Below are 18,998 nucleotides of genomic sequence, written 5' to 3'. Positions count from 1 at the left end.
TCATGAGTTGTAATGAAAAGAGAAATGAATTGAGGAATAGTTGGCTTTGTGAAATCAGTTATGTAACTACTATTAAAAAGCGAGGTAAATAATATGGAACAAAAACATAATGGGATTATTTTTACTGCAATACCAGACGAATCGAATGAATATTATCAACCATTTTATGAAGACTTGATTTACTTTAATGAATGTTTAAATGAAAAGAAATCAATTGCGGATCAACTTATATCTTTATCTGTTGAAGAACAAGACTTTCATACGAGCTGTTTTGAGTATGATGATATTTGGCTAAGAGATGTTGCACCGGTTGTCACAAATCATCTAGTTAAATTTAAATATCGACCAAATTATTTGCCAGATGATCAAGGGCGATATTTAGATCAACAGTTTAATAAATGGTTGAAAAAGAATGACTTTGAATATGTGAAATCCCCATTAATATTAGATGGTGGTAATCTTATTTGGAATAAAAAAGATACCGTAATATTAACAGAACGTATATTTGATGATAACGATGATTGGACAGAAGAGGAAATTATTGAGCAGTTAGAATGGGATTTAGATGTGAGTCGAGTTATTATTATTCCTGCTGAAGAAGGGGATGTACTAGCACACGCAGACGGAATGGTTAAATTTATTGATGAACATACAATGTTTATTAGTGATTTTTTAGGAGATCATGAATTTAGATATAGTGTTCAAGAGATTATTCAAGAACAAATGCCAGAAGCTGAATTTATAGTTGTTCCTTCATCATATACAGAGAAAGGACAATATGATCAAGAGATAGCATCAGCAAAAGGGTTGTATATAAATATGTTAGAATCATGTGATGCTCTTTATGTTCCTAAGTTTGGACTAGCCAAAGATGAGGAAGTTTTACGATATATTCAACAGTATACGGAGAAGCAAGTTATTCAAATTCATGTAGGAGAAATATCAACAATGGGAGGTGCAATGAATTGTTTAACGTGGTATTGTCCAAGCCATTTGTTACCTTCGAAAATGAGAAGATTGAAAAATCAGAATGAAGATTTTTCAATGAAGAAGATTTTTGATTGGTTTTAATAAATAAGTAATGAAAAGAAAATATATTCAAGGAGTATTGATATGTATACCATCGCTGAGTTTTCTCGGATTTGTAAAATGAGTACGCGGATGTTAAGACATTATGACAAAGAGGAGATATTAAAACCGGCATATGTGAATCCGGTTAATGGGTATAGGTATTATGAACAAGAGCAGCTGGAAGTAGCATTGAAAATAAAAAAGTTAAGGGAGTATAAATTTCCTCTTCCAAAAATTAAAATTGTTTTGCAGTCATCGGATCAAGATTCGTTTGTTCAACATATACAATCACAAATTATCGAGTTGTCTCATGAAGTGAAGCAAAATTTACAGGTTATTTCAGAAATGAATGAAATGGTAATGGTGAATAGTAGTCTAAATATTGCTCGCCATAGAAGTTACGATATATTAATGGGAATGAGGAACGAAGTAACGATAATTACTCAAAGAGTAAAAATAGATATAGATGATATAGATGATTATTTTTATGACTTATATGAAGAGGTACAAAAAAATAACTTTCAAATAGTCGGTTCGCCATCTGCAGTCTTTTATGATGAAGAATATATTCCAAGTAACAGTGATATTGAATTAAGAATCCCGGTTATGCAGGGGAATGATGAAGATGTAGTACAAGAATATGAAATGAAAAAACTAAGTCCACATCAAATCGTTACTACTATGCATTATGGAAGTTACGACTATATAGGTTACGCTTATATAGCGTTAGAAGAATGGGTTGAAAAAAATGGGTATGTAATAGTTAATTCGCCATATGAGGTTTATATAAAGGGACCTGAATGTGATTGTTTAGCAGAAGAGTATGTGACACAAATTTGTTTTTTAGTTACGAAAATAGAATGAGAATAAGGATTGACATTAACATTATGTCAATCCTTATTCTACGTACGAAAGCAATTTATCATAATAAAAAGGCGAAATAAAGAGTCACCTTATAAAGTTGCTACAAGTAAATGAAGATATTCCTGTTGACCTTAACACGATGTCAAAGTATAGACTGTACGTACATTCATATAAGGGGTGAACACGTATGAGAAATATAGAAAATAGTTTGTTTTATATGCCTGCGGAATGGGAGAAACATGAAGGTACATGGCTCCAATGGCCACATGATAAAGCACATAGAGGTGAAGGTTATAGAGCTAAGTTAGATGATATTTGGATATCGATGGCAAAGGAGCTTCACTATGGAGAAAATGTCCATATTGTTGTATGTGATGAAGAAGAGAAAATACATGTCCAATCGAAGTTAATGGAAGCTAATGTAAATATGGATAAAATTGATTTCTTAATTCAAGAAACTGATGATATTTGGATAAGAGATAACGGACCAATCTTTGTAACGGATAAGGAAGGGAATCGCTGCCTAACGCACTGGATATTTAATGGTTGGGGAAATAAATATCCGTACGAAAAAGACGCTAATATTCCGAATAAAATAAGTGAAATGTATCGCATTCCAAAAGTTGAATCTAGTGTCTGTCTAGAGGGCGGGGGAATTGAGATAAACGGAAACGCGACCTTAATGGCGGCGAAAACGTCTATTATAAATGAAAATCGAAATCCCACACTAAGTCAGAAAGAAATTGAAATGGAATTAACGAAATATTTAGGAGTAACGAATTTTATATGGATAACTGGTATACGCGGAGAAGATAATTATGATGAAGATACGGATTATCATATTGATGGCGCGGCACGGTTTGTAAATGAAAATACGATACTGTATGAATATGATCCTTTCGGTGAAGGAGAGCCATACCGTTTGGAGGCGTACGAAAAGCATTATCAAGAATTGCGACAAGCGAAAAATATAGATGGAAAGCCATTTCAGCTCATTCCAGTACCAGTAACAAGAAAAGTGGTAAAAGAAGCAGACTGTAAGGGTTCATATTTGAATTTTTATATTGGTAATGAAGTTGTATTGGTACCTATATACGGTGATGAACATGATAAATTAGGGCTTCAAATCATTGAAGGTCAATTTCCAGGGAGAAGAATTGTCGGTATATATGTTAACGAATTGTATGCATACGGTGGTATGATTCATTGTGTGACGCAGCAGCATATAGAATAGAGTAATTCAAATAAAAAGCATGCAGAGCATATACTCTGCATGCTTTTTATAATGTTGAAAACTCCTCAACAAGTTGAGTGAATTGTTTCAATGCACTTTCAATCGGTTCTGGCGTTGTTAAATCGACGCCAGCTTTTTTCAATAAGTTTAATGGGTAGTCTGAACTTCCACCTTTAAGGAATTCAATATAATTTTTCTGAGCATTCGGATCACCGCTTAATAGTTTATCAGCGATTTGAATGGCAGATGCGAATCCAGTTGCATATTTGTATACGTAAAACGGGCGATAGAAATGAGGGATTCTAGCCCATCCGTATTTTACTTCTTCATCAAATACAAGTGAATCACCGTTATATTCTTTAAATAGCTTTTCATAAATTTCACTGAATACTTGTGCATTTAATGGTTTACCTTGTTCAGCCATTTCATGTGTGATTTTTTCAAATTCTGCAAACATAATTTGTGTAAAGAAAGTACCTTTAAATTTCTCAATAAAATGGTTAACTAAATGGTTACGTACGTTCGTTTCTTTTGCTTCTTTTAATAAATAGTGAATTAATAACACTTCATTTACTGTTGAAGCGACTTCTGCGACAAAGATAGAATAATGTGCAGAAATTCTTGGTTGGTATCCATGTGAATAGTGCGTATGCATACCGTGTCCGCATTCATGAGTAAGAGTGAACAGGCTGTTTAAATCATCGTGATGATTTAAAAGAATGAAAGGGTGAACACCATATACACCAAAGTTATAAGCACCAGAACGTTTTCCTGGTGTTTCTCTTACGTCTATATATCGTTTATCTTTAAAACTTTTTAATGTCTCAATATATTCTTCTCCTAAAGGAGCTAGTGATGCAATCATAATGTCAAATGCTTCACTATATGGGATGTCTTGTTTTGCACCTTCTACTAAATCGACGCCTAAGTCGTATTGTCTTAGTTCATCTACGTTTAATTTTTCTTTTCGAATTTCATTGTATGTATGTAATGTTTGAATGTTTTTTTTCGTTGTATCAATTAGGTTTTCATATACTTCTTTCGGAACCATATCGCCAAATAATGATTTCTCTAGCGCTGATGGATAGTTTCTTAGCTTCGAAACAGTAACATTATTTTTAATAGCAGCGGATAAAGTAGATGCGATGGAATTCTTTAACTGAACATATGGTTTGTAATATGCTTTATAAGCTTCTTTACGCTTTTCACGATTCGTATCTTCTATTAATTTTGCATACATTCCGCGTGTTAAGTTCACTTTTTCTCCATCGTCATTCGTCACTTCACCAAATAATATATCTGCATTGTTTAACATACCAAATGTGTGCTGTGGAGAAGAAAGAGCTTCACCCATCTGTGATAAAATTTCTTCTTGATCCTTATTCAATACGTGTTTTTTATAACGGTATAATTCAAACAAGTCTTCTTTATAATATTGTAAGCCTTCTGTTTCTTCTATGTAAGAATGTAATGTGCTTTCGTCTATGCTAAGTAAGAAGGGGGAAAAGAAAGATTTCGCCGCACTTACTTTTACGTGTAATTGTGATACTTTATCGACAAGAGATTGCGCGTCAGTATCGCGTGTATCAAGGTCAGATTGTAATCGTGCATAAGCGAACATTAAAGATATTATGCTAGAAATTTCTTCACTCTTCGTTAAATAAGCTAATAAACTATTGCCATCGTGAATATTGCCATTAAACTCGTGTAATTCCTTCGTTAATACTTCAATTTTATGAAAATCACTTTCCCAATCTTCAATTGTATGGTAAATGTCTGTTAAATCCCATTTTTCTATATCAGCTACTTGTAATCGATCTTTAAGTTCTGTCATAATCATTTCCTTTCTAAACATGTAGTTATATTTCTATATAACTATGAAATACAACAAATTGCAAAAAATCCCTGCTGAAAATTGAAAAGCCTTGCTAAAATAACAAGGCTTACATACTTATAGTGTAATTCCGAATTTTGAATGTAAAAGGTTTGTATATTGCATGTCTGTAACGGTTTCTTTCGTTTTTTTACCATTTTTCGCTACTGTAAGGCTATCTTTCGTTAAAGAGGCATGCCCATCTTCAGTTAGTTTTACAATAAGAGGTACTTTATTAAAGGGTGATCCTTCATGTTCAACGATAATTTTTTGTGCTGTATTTGCTTTTTCTTCATCCACTTCTTCTATATAAAATGCATAGCCTAACGTCCAATCATCAGCAGCAGATTGATCCAAGAACTCATTGTTTTTCCGCATCTCTAAAATGTAGTTTCCCTTTTCGGTCATTTCTTTACGAATACGATAATCTCCTGTAGCAGAGTGAATGACTTCACCTGAGAAAGGGACAGGGGCAAGAGGTAAGTATGATCCGAATCCTACTTCAATTAAATAAAGTTCATTATGATGTGTTAAAACGGTTGCGATATGGCCAGAATCAACAGCCCATATGGAGTTTGCAGCGTTATAAACTGTTCCTGAAACGAGATGAACATCGAATCCAGAATCTTTCAGGAAGTAATACATAGTAGGATTGAGTTCATAACAAAGACCGCCACGGTTATTTACTAAAATTTTCTCTTTCAAATTTTCTTTTGATATTTCTTTAAAATTCTTTTCGAGAATATTTAAGTTTTCAAAAGGAACAGTTTGTGCCATTGCGTACATAATGTTAGATAAATCTTCAAATGAAACTGTGTCTTTTTCTTCTATATGTAATCGTGCGAAAAATTGTTTTTGAAAGTCTGTCATCGAAATCCCTCCGTTATGCTTTTATAGGTAAATTGTAAACAACCTTGAATAGGATGTGAAATTAAAACTACGTTGAATATTTGAAATTAGATTAAAAATAATATGGGAGAGTGAGAGATTGCTACTTTACTAACGGTGGGACGAATATTATAATAATTCTGATAAACTATGCAAACGCTTTCTTGGAAGGGGATGGTGTACAGATGTTTAAAAGAATAACAATAGTCGGATTGTCAGTTGTTATGTTTTTACCTAGTATATATGAGGGGAGTAAGGCATATGCAGACACAGTTAACAATGGAACGTTAATGCAGTATTTTGAGTGGTATGCTCCGAATGATGGGAATCATTGGAATCGTTTGCGTACTGATGTTGAAAATTTAGCGGAAAAAGGAATTACATCTGTTTGGATACCACCTGCATATAAAGGAACTACGCAAAATGACGTAGGATATGGAGCATATGATTTATATGATCTGGGGGAATTCAATCAAAAGGGCACAGTGCGGACGAAATATGGGACGAAAGCACAATTGAAATCTGCAATTGACGCTTTACATAAGAAAAACATCGATGTATACGGTGATGTAGTTATGAATCATAAAGGTGGGGCTGATTATACAGAAACTGTAACAGCAGTTGAGGTAGACCCGAGCAATCGAAATGTTGAAGTATCAGGTGATTATGAAATTAGTGCGTGGACGGGATTTAACTTTCCAGGACGTGGAGATTCTTATTCTAATTTCAAATGGAAATGGTATCATTTTGACGGAACGGATTGGGATGAAGGAAGGAAATTAAACCGAATTTATAAATTTAGGGGCATAGGTAAAGCATGGGACTGGGAAGTGTCTAGCGAGAATGGGAATTATGATTATTTGATGTATGCGGATCTTGATTTTGATCATCCAGATGTTGCGAATGAAATGAAAAAATGGGGAACGTGGTATGCGAATGAATTAAATTTAGATGGTTTTCGTTTAGATGCTGTTAAACATATTGATCATGAATATTTGCGCGATTGGGTAAATCATGTTAGACAGCAAACAGGGAAAGAAATGTTTACAGTAGCTGAATATTGGCAAAATGATATCCAGACTTTAAATAATTATTTAGCGAAGGTTAATTATAATCAATCTGTGTTCGATGCACCACTTCATTATAATTTTCATTATGCTTCAACAGGAAATGGAAATTATGATATGAGAAATATTTTAAAAGGAACGGTAGTTGCGAATCATCCTACACTTGCGGTTACTCTAGTTGAAAATCATGATTCACAGCCTGGTCAGTCATTGGAATCTGTAGTGAGCCCTTGGTTCAAACCGCTGGCATATGCATTTATTTTAACGCGTGCAGAGGGGTATCCTTCTGTTTTCTATGGTGATTACTATGGTACAAAAGGAAATAGTAACTATGAAATTCCAGCGTTAAAGGACAAAATTGATCCGATTTTGACGGCACGAAAAAACTTTGCATATGGTACGCAGCGTGATTATTTTGATCATCCGGATGTGATTGGCTGGACAAGAGAAGGTGATAGTGTACATGCTAATTCTGGTTTAGCAACATTAATCTCTGATGGACCAGGAGGGGCGAAGTGGATGGATGTTGGAAAGAATAACGCAGGGGAAGTATGGTACGATATTACGGGTAATCAAACAAATACTGTAACAATTAATAAGGATGGTTGGGGGCAGTTCCAAGTAAGTGGAGGATCAGTTTCCATATATGTTCAACAATAATTTGGTGATGAAAAAGAAGAGGTAGACTGAAATATAAGTTTTCCTCTTCTTTTTATATTGTGCATATTTATCCCGCTATTTGTGGGAAGCCCGATTGGTGAGGGCTTATTAAAGTTTCACTTTATTTTTCATAAATCTTTATTGTAATAAAAGAGCTAGTCGACCTTTATAACAACAAGAGAGGCATTGGAATATATAATGTCACCCGTGGCTTCTCTTATTCGTACTCGAAGAACATCCCCTTGATTTAAAGGTAGTAAATCAGTTCTGGCGGATGTAGCTCTCACCCCAGAAGCACCACCAACTCGCGTTTCAATTGCGAATTGAATGGAATCGTTTATTGTAAGATTTAATATACTAGACGATATAGCTTGTATTACAAATACAATTGAAAAGGATACAGAGTACACGCCAGTGGTATCAATTGTAATAGAATTATTTAATGGATTTAGGGTAGTTCCACTAGCAGGTCCTGGAATGGTAAAATTAATATTTGTATTAACTACTGCTGAAAAACCGATTCCTACTTCAGAAGTTATTGTTCCAAATATGGGAAGAATCCCTAAACCGGTTGCGCCAGTAGGACCAGTTATTCCGATTCCGGTAGGACCAGTTATTCCAATTCCGGTAAAACCTGTCGCGCCGGTAGGTCCTGTGATTCCAGTAGGTCCGGTGGGGAATGTAAATGGTGGAATTGATGGTAGTGTGGGACCGATTAAATTTGGTTCCAGAGCAGGTCCGTGTAAAATACTATACTCTTCATTCATATAGTAAACCTCCTATCATTGCTTGTCATAATTATTAAATGTATTTGGGGAAGTAAATGACATTCGCAATAGCGGAGGCGCTTCTTATAATTTCTCTTCAGCGAATATAGACCTAATTTAAGCAATATTGAAATTTATAGTTACGTACTACTAAAGTATGACACCTTTACTTCTCACGTAACATATAGTATGATGATTTCAATAAATTAGATTTCAATGACTATAATATAAATTAATGAGAGGTGCTTTTTGTGAGTGCGGTAGGTATTAAATAGGAAAAATTTAATGAAATAAATCGGATAAGACCAGGGGATTTTTATGTACATCATACCCCTAATTTTGTCATGCATTTATTTCAAAACCTATGAAGATACCTACAATACTTTATAAAGCGTGTAATAAGGGACTGCCATCTATTTTTTATGGCTTATTTCCTCATACGTTATTACACATGCCTTGTAAATGTAAAAGCTGCGGTATCCCCGCAGCTTTTTTGTATATGTTTTTATTGTATAATTATGGAATTTTATATATGACTCATTGGAATCTAATGAGTAGGTATCTTCATTTATGATAAAAATCAATCATAGTGAGGAGAAACAAAATGAATACGATGACTTTTGAAAAGTTACAATATAACGAATTAAAGGATATAGTGAAATCTTATTGTGTAAGTGGATTAGGTAAGGAATTATTAAACAAATTAGAGCCGAGTACGAGTATAAAAGTAGTGAGAAATCGGCTGAATGAAACGACAGAAGCACGAGCTATATTAGATGCAGAAGGGCATGTTCCTTTCTTCGGCATTTCTAATATTGCTAGTACAATTCAAAAATTAGAAAAAGGTATGATTTTAGATCCAGAAGAATTAGTGAGTGTTTCAGACTTTTTACGTGGATGTAGAAAGATTAAAAAGTTTATGTTAGATAAAGAATTTTTTGCACCAGTATTAGCTTCTTATGCAAATTCAATGACTGAATATAAAAGTATTGAAGAGGAAATTAACTTTTCAATTAAAGGAAATAGTATTGATGCAGCTGCAAGTAAAGAGTTAAAACGAATTCGAAATAATATCGATTCTGTAGATGGGAAAATAAAAGAACGTTTAACGAAGTTTTTAAATAGTAGTGCAAATAAGAAATTCATTCAGGAATTCTTTATTAGTAAAAAGGATGACCGTTATACGATTCCAATTAAATCTTCCTATAAAAACCAAGTTGCCGGAAGTATTATTGAAGCCTCGGCAAAAGGTTCTACTGTATTTATAGAACCGCATACGGTTACGAAATTGAATGCAGAACTAGCAGGTTTGAAAGCAGAAGAAGCGGTTGAAGAATATCAAATTTTAGCGACTTTATCAGGGATGGTATTAGAAAATATTTATAGTATAAAGATTAACATGGAGCTAATTAGTCAGTATGATATGGTATTTGCGAAAGCGAAGTTTAGTAAATCGATTGATGGAATAGAACCGAAGTTAAATGATCATGGCTACATTCATTTAGTGAATTGTAAGCATCCGCTTTTAACAGGGCAAGTTGTACCCTTGAATTTTAAAATTGGTCAAGAGTATCGTAGTTTAATTATTACAGGGCCGAATGCGGGCGGAAAGACAATTGTGTTAAAAACGATTGGATTGTTAACATTAGCTACAATGTCAGGTCTTCATATTGCAGGAGATAAAGGGACAGAAATCGCTATTTTTGAAAATGTATTTGTAGATATTGGTGATAATCAAAGTATCGAAAACGCACTAAGTACATTTTCATCTCATATGAAAAATCTTTCTGAGATTATGAGGATGTCAAATAATAATACGTTACTTTTATTTGATGAAATAGGGAGCGGTACAGAGCCAAATGAAGGTGCAGCACTTGCAATTTCTATTTTAGAAGAGTTGTACTTTGCGGGATGTATTACCGTTGCGAGTACGCATTACGGAGAAATTAAACGATTCTCAGAAATGCATGATGACTTTATGAATGCAGCGATGCAGTTTAATAGTGAAACGTTAGAGCCGCTTTATAAATTAGTTATCGGAAAATCAGGAGAAAGTAATGCACTTTGGATTGCGAATAAAATGAACGTAAAAGAACATGTACTGAAAAGGGCGAAAGAGTACATGGGAAATAAAGAGTACGCTTTAGAAAAAGTGAATGAAAGTAAAATTAGAAAACCGAAATTCGTACAAGAAAAAAGAGAATCTCATTATGAGTACAAAATCGGCGATCGTGTTAATTTATTGGATCATGATGATTTTGGTATCATCTATAAGGAAAAAGATAATTTTTATAACGTTGTTGTATATTATAACGGTGAATTCGTTGAAGTAAATGTAAAACGTATTACTTTAGAAGTAGCAGCGAAGGAGTTATATCCAGAAGGATACGATTTAAATACACTATTTGTTGATTATAAAGAAAGAAAAATGCAACACGATATTGAGCGCGGATCGAAAAAAGCACTGCGTAAAATTCAAAAAGAAATAAGAAAGAATAGAGGATAAGTTAAAATGGTAACGATTAGACAAGAACAAAAAAATGATTATAGAAAAACAGAAGAAGTCGTAAAAGAAGCATTTTTAAAGGAAGAATTTAGTGATAAAACAGAACATGAACTTGTAAAACGTATTAGAGAATGTGACGCGTTTGTTCCAGAGTTATCAATTGTTGCGGTAGATGAAGATATAGTTGGTCACATTATGTTATCGAAAATTACAATAGAACAAGATGGAACTTCTGTAGAATCATTAGCGCTTGCACCAGTTTCAGTTGCTAGGGGTCATCAGAAAAAAGGAATTGGTGGAAAACTGATTGTAGCTGCATTAGAAAAAGCGAAAGAACTTGGATACGGATCAGTTGTAGTATTGGGACATCCAGAGTACTATCCGAAATTTGGTTTTAAGAAAGCAAGTGAGTGGAATATAAAAGCACCGTTTGAAGTGCCTGAAGAGGTATTTATGATAATGGAATTAACAGAAAATGCTCTTCGAGGTGTAAAAGGAATTGTACAATATTCGAGTGCTTTTGCTGAGTAGGAGTAACGGTTAAGAAATGTAATCATAAAAGATGCTATCTTTTTGTATGGATATACAGAAAGATAGCTTTTTTTATTAAGCGGATCTACTGACGTATATTTTGCTCAATGAATAATTGAGGTGGTAAAATTGATATAGAAACGTAAAGGGAGAGAATGAAATGAATAAGCGAGAAACAGATAGCAATGAGAATGCAGTTACGTTATATGTTACAAGACACGGTAAAACAATATTAAATACGAATCATCGCGCGCAAGGTTGGGCTGATTCTCCATTAGTAGAAAAAGGTGTTGAAGTTGCCACAAATTTAGGGACAGGATTAAAAGATATTCATTTTATGAATGCATATAGTAGTGATAGCGGCCGCGCAATTGAAACTGCTAATTTAGTATTAAAATATAGTGAGCAATCAAAATTAAAACTTGAGCAAAGAAAAAATTTGCGAGAATTAAATTTCGGTATTTTTGAAGGTGAAAAACTTGAGAATATGTGGGATGTGGTTGGAAAAGCTGCAGGCGTTGCATCACCAGAAGAACTTATGAAGTTTTCTATTCAAGAAGTGATTAATCTTATTAGCGTAGCAGATCCTACAAAACAGGCGGAAGATTGGGACTTATTTTCTACTCGTATAAAAACAGAGATAGATAAAATTAGTGAAGAAGCTGCTGGAAATGGTGGCGGTAACGTTTTAGTTGTCGTTCATGGGCTTTTGATTACTACCTTAATAGAAATGTTAGACAGTAGCAAAACAAAACTTGGAGTGGAAAATGCTAGTGTGACGAAAATTGTATATCAAGATGGAACATACACAGTCGAGTCTGTTGGAGATATGAGTTATGTTGCAAAAGGGAAAGAAAGTGTGGAAATATAATTAAATCTCAAATAGAAATAAGAAAAGGAAGGTAGAGAAATCTAGCTTCCTTTTCATTTTGTGAATTATGGGATTAATAAAATCTTCCCTGTGCTTTTACGGCTCTCTAATAATTCATGAGCAAGAGCACCGTCTTGTAAAGAGAATGTAGTAGGATTTGAAATGTTTAATTTTCCAGTTGCGATCCAATCGAATAATTGAGTAGATCGTTTTTTACGTTCTTCAAAAGTAGTAAGCACGTTCCAAAGGTCTCCACCAGTTAAAGTTTTTGAAGTATCCATAAGCATACGCGGATCAACTGGCGCAGGATTACCACCAGCCATTCCGTAAAATACGACAGTACCGCCAATTTTAGTAGCGTTAAAACTTTCCCCTAATGTAGAACCTACTGATTCATACACAACATTTACTCCAGTTCCATTAGTCATTTCAAGTACTTTCATATGCCATGCTTCGGTATATAAAAATACGTGATCGGCACCAGCTAATGTAGCTATCTTTGCTTTTTCTTTTGATGATGTAAGACCAATTACTGTTCCGCCCTGTAGTTTAATCATTTGAATAAGAAGTTGACCGACGCCACCAGCTGCAGCGTGTACTAAAGCTATATCACCTTGTTTTAGTTGATAGCTATCGTGCGTTAAATAATGTGCAGTTAATCCTTGTAATAAGACAGAAGCGGCTGTTTCAAAAGAAATAGAATCTGGTAGTGGGATTACTTTTTCAGATGGAACGGCAACTAGTTCTGCATTTGCAAATGGGACGTCCGCAAATGCAATACGGTCTCCTAGGTTGATAGTAGTAACGTCAGCTCCTACTTTTTCAACAATTCCAGCTCCTTCATAACCTAATACATAAGGCGGATTGCCAGCAAGATGATAATCGCCGCGGCGTCTATAAATATCAGCGAAGTTTAATCCGATTGCTTTCGTGCGGACAAGAATTTCATTTGGACTTATGATTGGATCGTGTATTTCTTTATAGTGTAGAACATTAGCGTCTCCGAATGTTTCGAAACAAAGTGCTTTCATATGGAATACCTCCATTTATATTGTTTATAGATGTTCTTTATCATACAATACAACTATCAATAGACAAAGAGGATTATTTCGATGGAATCAATCGGAAATATCGATTGAAAAGAGGGATGATAAATGGAAATAAAACAGTTAATTACATTTAAAGTAGCGGCACATACTTTGAACTTTACACAAACTGCGAAGAAATTAAACTTTGCTCAATCGAGCGTGACAGCGCAAATTAAAACGTTAGAAGCTGAGCTTGGTACACCTTTATTTGAAAGATTAGGAAAACGTCTTTTCTTAACTGAAGCAGGTAGGAAGTTTCAACTATATGCCGACAAGATGATTGCACTCAGTAACGAAGCGAAAATGGCTGTGAAAGATGATGAAGAAATAGCAGGTACGTTAATAATTGGTGCACAAGAAAGTCAATGTACATACAGACTGCCTTCTATATTAAAGAGGTTTAAAATACAATTCCCAAAAATAAAACTTATATTTAAACCAGCACATTCCAATAAAGATGCGAAGGAACAATTGATGGAGGGAAAAGTAGATCTTGCATTTATTTTGGATGAGTGTAAAACAGAAGATGTTTTACATGTGGAACCGCTTATGAAAGAAGAATTAAAAGTAGTAGCTGCTCCTACACATCGTTTACTTGAACAGACTACTGCTTCTATAAAAGATTTAGAGAGTGAAACACTGTTACTAACAGAATTAGGCTGCTCGTATCGGACTTTATTTGAAGAGCTATTTCGCTGGGAAGATGTATATCCAGCAAATAAAATTGAGTTTGTTAGTGTTGAAGCAATTAAACAATGTGTTATTGCAGATTTAGGCATAGCCGTTTTACCAGCAATAGTAGTAGAAAAAGATATACGAGAGGGGACGATAAAAGAGTTACATTTAGAAAATACAATCTCTCCGATTTATACGCAAATCGCTTGGCATAAAGACAAATGGATGACAGTGCCACTGCAGCAATTTATTGATGTAACGAGGGAGTTCTTTACAACGGATTAAGTGGAGAAATATTTATTTTATAAAAAGAAAAAATGGCAATTTTTTATAAAGAACTGATGCTTGCATGTAACAAGTATCAGTTCTTTTATGTTTGAAATAAAGGATTTCTTCAAATGTGTATTTCTCAACTTTTTTTCTTAAAAGGATAAGTAAATTTCTTTGTATATTCCAATAATCGTAAGGGAATTTACAACTTTTATTCGTTTCTGTAAGATGCCTCTAGGCAGCATGAAAGGAGGGGCGTACATAGGGGATAGATAAACGTACTTATTTTGAGGGAGGAGATTTACAATGTTTAAAAAGCTAATGAAAGTATGTGTGTTAAGTGCAGCGAGTGTAGGGGTATTATTTAGTTTCCAAGGAAGTACATTTGCAGCTACTGATTTAAGTAGTTATTATGACGGGAAGAATCCAGCAACAACGAAAGTATACGGGGGAAGTACGACGTGTGATGCAGATGGATTTAATGCAAAATCTACAGCTGTATATGAAGGTAGTAAAAAAGTAGGGACAGTGTATTTACGTTACAGTAATAAATGTCATGCAGCATGGGCTAAGTTTGTTTTAGATCAACCAGCACCAGCTGTTTCGGGAGGAGTGTACGCGTACGCTGTTGTGAATAAATACAAAAATGGTGTATTCCAAAAATCAGTTACTTCTAATCAGGGGAACGGCACAATAAAAACAGGTCAAACGAGCACTTATACAGGAATGGTATTTGATTTAACTGCTGATTTCGGATACACAGCAGATGCTGAAGCAGTTACGTTTAATAACGGTTACGGAAAAACAGCACGTTATTAAGAAAGGAGTGAAATGATATGAAACTTTTAAAAAAGACGAGTGCATGTTTATTGCTATCTTTACTCATTGTAACTAGTATGTTTAGCACGACTAATAGCGATAAAGTATACGCAGAAGATCATTCATATGATGGGAAAAGTCCTTACTATAACAGCTGTGATCAATCCGCAGTAACGAAAGAAAAGAAGTGGATTGATTCAAATTCTTATGTAGAATTAAAATTTAGCACGACGTGTAAAACAGCGTGGGCAAAAGTTACTGTAACTCGCCTGGCAGTTTATAATAATGAAGCTGATGCAAGGATTGTTAGAAAAACAGATGGAAAGGCATACACTTGCGGAAGTGCTGGAGGAAATGGTGTTGTAAATAAAGGGCAAACATCATGCTATACACCAATGGTATATGATTTAGATCCAAGAAAGGCACAAGCACAAGGGAAACATGCAATTCCGAATAGTGATGCATATAATTATGCGGAGACTATTTGGTATTAATACGATTATACATGTTTTAAGAGCTGTTATTTGATATGAAAATGAAAGAGCCTTACTGCATTTTATTGTGGTAAGGTTCTTTAAATTTGTTTAATAGATTAACTGCATCCATTTACAAAGGTCTCTCTATATAATCGCTTTTAAGTATGGCCATAATAATTTCATCTGAGTATGTATCGTTATAAAATAAAGATTGACGTAAGGTTCCTTCTTTTACAAAACCAACTTTTTCATAAGCTTTAATTCCGCGTAAATTATGGCTAAATACTTCTAACTGTAAACGATTTAATGATAGTTGTTCAAAAACAAATCTTAAAACTATTTTAATAGCTTCCGTTCCATAGCCTTGTCCTGTTAATGCTATTGAAAGCATTGATATTCTGAATCCTGCTCTTTTGTTCTCCTCATCGATATCTAAAATCGACAACTCTCCAATCATCTTGTCAGTACTTTGTAAACAAATAGCGAAATCATAGCGACTTGAATCATTATTTATATGATCTATATGTTTCGTAATTTGCTCCAATGAAAAAGTGGACTTAGTTCCAGTCATATATCTTATTTCATCATCCATTGTACTTTGTAATATAATAGGAGCATCTAGCTGACAAAGAGGCCTTAAATAAATTCTCTCGCTCTCTAATCTCATTATAATTTTCTCCTTTAGTTAGTAATTGAATGTATAAATACTTAACTTTCTTCAATGAGTTACATAAAAAATATGAATCTTAATTCGATGTTACATGAATTTTATAATGGCATGGTATACCTAAAACAAATAATAAATGTTTTATACACAACAAAATGTATCAACGAGTTTTTTGATCATACTATTATTCTTGCTGCTCATTCCGCTTTTAAATGAACACGAATGTATTAACTAAGGTCTGTATCAGGAGGAGTATATCCAAGGTGACGAGCCATAGATACAATTTGTCCTTTATGGTGAAATTCATGCGTCTCCGTATGAGTTAAAAGCCATAGCGGAGTTGTGCTCCAAGGTTCTTTTTGCCATTTCACTTCATTTGCTATATTTTCGAGCCAACGGTCATTGTATTCATCTAAAAAACGTTGTACAGTCTCATCTACTAACTTAAATCTAGCGCGAACTTTTTCCACATCTGCATGCTCAATTTCGTAATCGCTAGCAAATGAAAAATCTGCTCTTTTTTGCTTGAATGCGAATGATCCAAGCCAGTATCGATAGCAATCGGCTACATGAATATGAGTCTTTATAATGCTACCGCTTCCGAAATTAGGAACTGTGCTATGTAATTTTTCTACTGGGATTTCTTCCAAAAACGAAAATAGAGTTTCTCTTGTAGAGCTAATAAGATTATATTGTTGTTTTAAAATATGTAACATGCAAGTACACTCCTCTTTTATTAACATAGTAAGTAATTCTATATTTACGAGGAGTGAACCTTTTTATTATTTTTAATAAGCATATTAGATGTATTTCTTATTTGTTTCTGATAGATTAAACAAGGTGAAACTTTAATAAGTTGAACATTCTTAGTTCATAATAAATTGTACATCAAGAAGGGGAACGATAAAATGAATAGACTAGTGGGTTTAAAACAATTTGAAATAACGCGCGGGGCGTTACTTAAATTTATGGAAACGTTAGATGATAAAACTGTGGATACGCAGCCAGAGGGTTTTAACAATACAATTCGTTGGCATATCGGTCACGTGTTAACAGCAGCAGAGACTTTCATGTTCGGAAGAGAATTTAAACAATTGCCAACTGAATATCCAGGTATGTTTGGATATGGATCAAGACCATCTAAATGGACGACAGAAGGACCATCGTTAGAAGTGTTAACGGCTCAATTAAAAGAACAAGCAAAACGTATTAACGAAATTCCAGCAGAAGCATTTGAAAATAAACTGCCAGAGCCATTCCTAGGATTGGAAACAGTAGGGGAGCTTTACGGTATGATGCTTTATCATGAAGCTGATCATATTGGGCAAATGAAGGCGATGGAACGTATTATTAAAGCTCTTTAGTCTTAATTGCATATAACAAGCAATACAGTTGTAATGTTAAATAATATATACAAAAAAGGTAGATAAATTATTATCTACCTTTTTTGTATAACTTCTTGAAGGATTAGAGAATTTTATAATTTTTTATGTTGTGATTATTAATTATAGTATTCCTAAATATGGAATATACGTATAATAATAGAGAAGAACTAGAAATAGGGGTGAATACTATGATTACATTAGAGCAAAAGTTGGAGCAATATAAACATACATATGTACAGTTAAAGGGAGAACTAAAATGGAAAACGAGTGATTCTCGAACAGGAATGATGATTGCTGCTATGTATGCAGGTAGTGATAAATTGTTTGATCTCGGACGTTTTTTAGAAATTAGTAGTTATATTAAGAATCAGGTAGGGATGTTTTCATACTTAAAGTCTTATCATCGTTTTGTAGTGGCCGCAACATTAGATATTCACTTTACAGATTACAAGGAAGCTTTTCGGAAGTTTTTAGATTTATATGAACAATTGGTCATTGGTGGCTTTAGCCGGAGTATATTTACTTATCTCGCAGCAGCTGTGCTTTTAACAGAAGAAAATGAACAGCATGGCGCGCACATTCAGCGTTCGATGCAAGTATATAAACGCATGAAAAAGGATCACCTCTTTCTTACAAGTACAAATGATTATCCGCTCGCAGTTTTATTAGCAGGACAATCAGAGCATGTAGAAACACTTATGGACCGAGTGGAACGTCTTTATCAGAAACTAGCGACAGCTGGTTTGCGTAAAGGGAATGATCTTCAATTTTTGAGTCATATTCTTTCACTAAAGAAGGATGTCAGGGAAGAACTATTAGTTGCAAAATGTACAAATATATGGAATTTGTTAAAGCAAGAAAAGGTAAAAGTAAAACAGATGCATTACCCAGCTATCGGGCTACTAGCGTTACTCGAGGACGGAGAAAAAGAGATTCATTCTATTCGAGCATTTATTGAAAAATTGCAGGGGGATAAATTGTTCCGTTGGCATACAGATACAACTATTCTTATTGCTATTCAACTGTTCGTAAGTCAGAAAGGTGAGGAAAGTAAAGCTACTAACACAGGTTTACAAACAATGATAGAAGTCCTCATACAAGCACAACAGGCAGCTATGATGGCAACGATTGCCGCTTCATCTGTAGCAACATCTTCTGCTAGTAGCAGTTCATAATGTGTAATTGCTTATACTCTTGTAAATTATAACTCCCTTGATAAGGACGGTTTAAAAAATATTACTAAAAACAGTTAGCTCATCACTCTCTAATGAGTGATGGGCTAACTG

At 34.2% G+C, this 18,998-nt stretch carries 18 protein-coding genes; 12 read left to right on the top strand and 6 right to left on the bottom strand.

Features of this window, described 5'->3' with window-relative positions:
* The first annotated feature begins 93 nt into the window (after positions 1–93).
* From ACTFR3_RS04945 to ACTFR3_RS04935, 3 genes are all read left to right on the top strand, one after another.
* Entirely contained in the window at positions 94–1,071 is a 978-nt protein-coding gene (locus tag ACTFR3_RS04945; protein WP_000435519.1) for an agmatine deiminase family protein, read from the top strand.
* Between the two features lie 42 nt (positions 1,072–1,113).
* Positions 1,114–1,935 carry a MerR family transcriptional regulator gene (locus ACTFR3_RS04940; RefSeq protein ID WP_000287980.1) on the top strand — a complete coding sequence of 274 codons (822 nt, stop codon included), beginning with the start codon at positions 1,114–1,116 and terminating at the stop codon, positions 1,933–1,935.
* Between the two features lie 187 nt (positions 1,936–2,122).
* The gene (locus tag ACTFR3_RS04935; RefSeq protein WP_440044215.1) at positions 2,123–3,169 is read left to right on the top strand and encodes an agmatine deiminase family protein; all 1,047 of its coding nucleotides are present in this window, start codon (positions 2,123–2,125) and stop codon (positions 3,167–3,169) included.
* A gap of 46 nt (positions 3,170–3,215) precedes the next feature.
* On the opposite strand, the gene pepF is transcribed toward ACTFR3_RS04935, so the two are convergent.
* Both pepF and ACTFR3_RS04925 read right to left on the bottom strand, forming a co-directional pair.
* Complete coding sequence (gene pepF, locus ACTFR3_RS04930; RefSeq protein WP_000137537.1) at positions 3,216–5,003, bottom strand: oligoendopeptidase F; 1,788 nt, start codon at positions 5,001–5,003, stop codon at positions 3,216–3,218.
* Positions 5,004–5,120: 117 nt separating this feature from the next.
* The gene (locus tag ACTFR3_RS04925) at positions 5,121–5,912 is read right to left on the bottom strand and encodes an arylamine N-acetyltransferase family protein (RefSeq protein ID WP_000129192.1); all 792 of its coding nucleotides are present in this window, start codon (positions 5,910–5,912) and stop codon (positions 5,121–5,123) included.
* Positions 5,913–6,115: 203 nt separating this feature from the next.
* On the opposite strand from ACTFR3_RS04925, the gene amyS reads away from it, so the two are divergent.
* Complete coding sequence (amyS, locus tag ACTFR3_RS04920; RefSeq protein ID WP_000476408.1) at positions 6,116–7,657, top strand: alpha-amylase; 1,542 nt, start codon at positions 6,116–6,118, stop codon at positions 7,655–7,657.
* Positions 7,658–7,812: 155 nt separating this feature from the next.
* Here the strand turns inward: amyS and betA are convergent, their stop codons facing one another.
* Positions 7,813–8,424 (bottom strand): collagen-like exosporium glycoprotein BetA, encoded by a 612-nt coding sequence (betA, locus tag ACTFR3_RS04915; protein ID WP_088054293.1) that lies wholly within the window; start codon positions 8,422–8,424, stop codon positions 7,813–7,815.
* Between the two features lie 604 nt (positions 8,425–9,028).
* Here betA and ACTFR3_RS04910 point away from each other — a divergent pair.
* The 3 genes from ACTFR3_RS04910 (at position 9,029) to ACTFR3_RS04900 (ending at position 12,332) form a co-directional block, all read left to right on the top strand.
* The gene (locus tag ACTFR3_RS04910; protein ID WP_001095187.1) at positions 9,029–10,930 is read left to right on the top strand and encodes an endonuclease MutS2; all 1,902 of its coding nucleotides are present in this window, start codon (positions 9,029–9,031) and stop codon (positions 10,928–10,930) included.
* Positions 10,931–10,936: 6 nt separating this feature from the next.
* On the top strand, positions 10,937–11,461 hold the full coding sequence (locus ACTFR3_RS04905) for a GNAT family N-acetyltransferase (RefSeq protein WP_000256469.1): 525 nt from the start codon (positions 10,937–10,939) through the stop codon (positions 11,459–11,461).
* A gap of 160 nt (positions 11,462–11,621) precedes the next feature.
* Complete coding sequence (locus ACTFR3_RS04900; RefSeq protein ID WP_440044214.1) at positions 11,622–12,332, top strand: histidine phosphatase family protein; 711 nt, start codon at positions 11,622–11,624, stop codon at positions 12,330–12,332.
* Positions 12,333–12,397: 65 nt separating this feature from the next.
* On the opposite strand, the gene ACTFR3_RS04895 is transcribed toward ACTFR3_RS04900, so the two are convergent.
* Positions 12,398–13,363, bottom strand: coding sequence for a quinone oxidoreductase family protein (locus ACTFR3_RS04895; RefSeq protein WP_000645267.1), 966 nt, complete (start codon positions 13,361–13,363; stop codon positions 12,398–12,400).
* 123 nt (positions 13,364–13,486) lie between these two features.
* Between ACTFR3_RS04895 and ACTFR3_RS04890 the strand changes: the two genes are divergently transcribed.
* The 3 genes from ACTFR3_RS04890 (at position 13,487) to ACTFR3_RS04880 (ending at position 15,678) form a co-directional block, all read left to right on the top strand.
* The gene (locus tag ACTFR3_RS04890) at positions 13,487–14,380 is read left to right on the top strand and encodes a LysR family transcriptional regulator (RefSeq protein WP_000403897.1); all 894 of its coding nucleotides are present in this window, start codon (positions 13,487–13,489) and stop codon (positions 14,378–14,380) included.
* A gap of 291 nt (positions 14,381–14,671) precedes the next feature.
* Positions 14,672–15,184 carry a YjfA family protein gene (locus tag ACTFR3_RS04885; protein WP_000473741.1) on the top strand — a complete coding sequence of 171 codons (513 nt, stop codon included), beginning with the start codon at positions 14,672–14,674 and terminating at the stop codon, positions 15,182–15,184.
* Positions 15,185–15,201: 17 nt separating this feature from the next.
* Positions 15,202–15,678 carry a DUF2690 domain-containing protein gene (locus ACTFR3_RS04880; protein WP_000771156.1) on the top strand — a complete coding sequence of 159 codons (477 nt, stop codon included), beginning with the start codon at positions 15,202–15,204 and terminating at the stop codon, positions 15,676–15,678.
* Positions 15,679–15,790: 112 nt separating this feature from the next.
* On the opposite strand, the gene ACTFR3_RS04875 is transcribed toward ACTFR3_RS04880, so the two are convergent.
* Both ACTFR3_RS04875 and ACTFR3_RS04870 read right to left on the bottom strand, forming a co-directional pair.
* Positions 15,791–16,327, bottom strand: a complete 537-nt coding sequence (locus ACTFR3_RS04875) for a GNAT family N-acetyltransferase (protein WP_001235433.1) — start codon at positions 16,325–16,327, stop codon at positions 15,791–15,793.
* Positions 16,328–16,554: 227 nt separating this feature from the next.
* A complete protein-coding gene (locus ACTFR3_RS04870) occupies positions 16,555–17,043 on the bottom strand; it encodes a DinB family protein (protein ID WP_000902404.1) in 489 nt (162 codons plus the stop codon).
* A 192-nt stretch (positions 17,044–17,235) separates the two neighbouring features.
* On the opposite strand from ACTFR3_RS04870, the gene ACTFR3_RS04865 reads away from it, so the two are divergent.
* Positions 17,236–17,691, top strand: coding sequence for a DinB family protein (locus ACTFR3_RS04865; RefSeq protein WP_001081123.1), 456 nt, complete (start codon positions 17,236–17,238; stop codon positions 17,689–17,691).
* Between the two features lie 158 nt (positions 17,692–17,849).
* On the top strand, positions 17,850–18,887 hold the full coding sequence (locus ACTFR3_RS04860; protein ID WP_322356965.1) for a DUF4003 domain-containing protein: 1,038 nt from the start codon (positions 17,850–17,852) through the stop codon (positions 18,885–18,887).
* Positions 18,888–18,998 lie beyond the last annotated feature (111 nt).

This window comes from Bacillus cereus group sp. MYBK14-1, assembly GCF_051916885.1.
Taxonomy (GTDB): Bacteria; Bacillota; Bacilli; order Bacillales; family Bacillaceae_G; genus Bacillus_A; species Bacillus_A cereus.
Note: the sequence above shows the minus strand (reverse complement) of the source record. Positions and strands in the feature narration are given on the sequence as shown.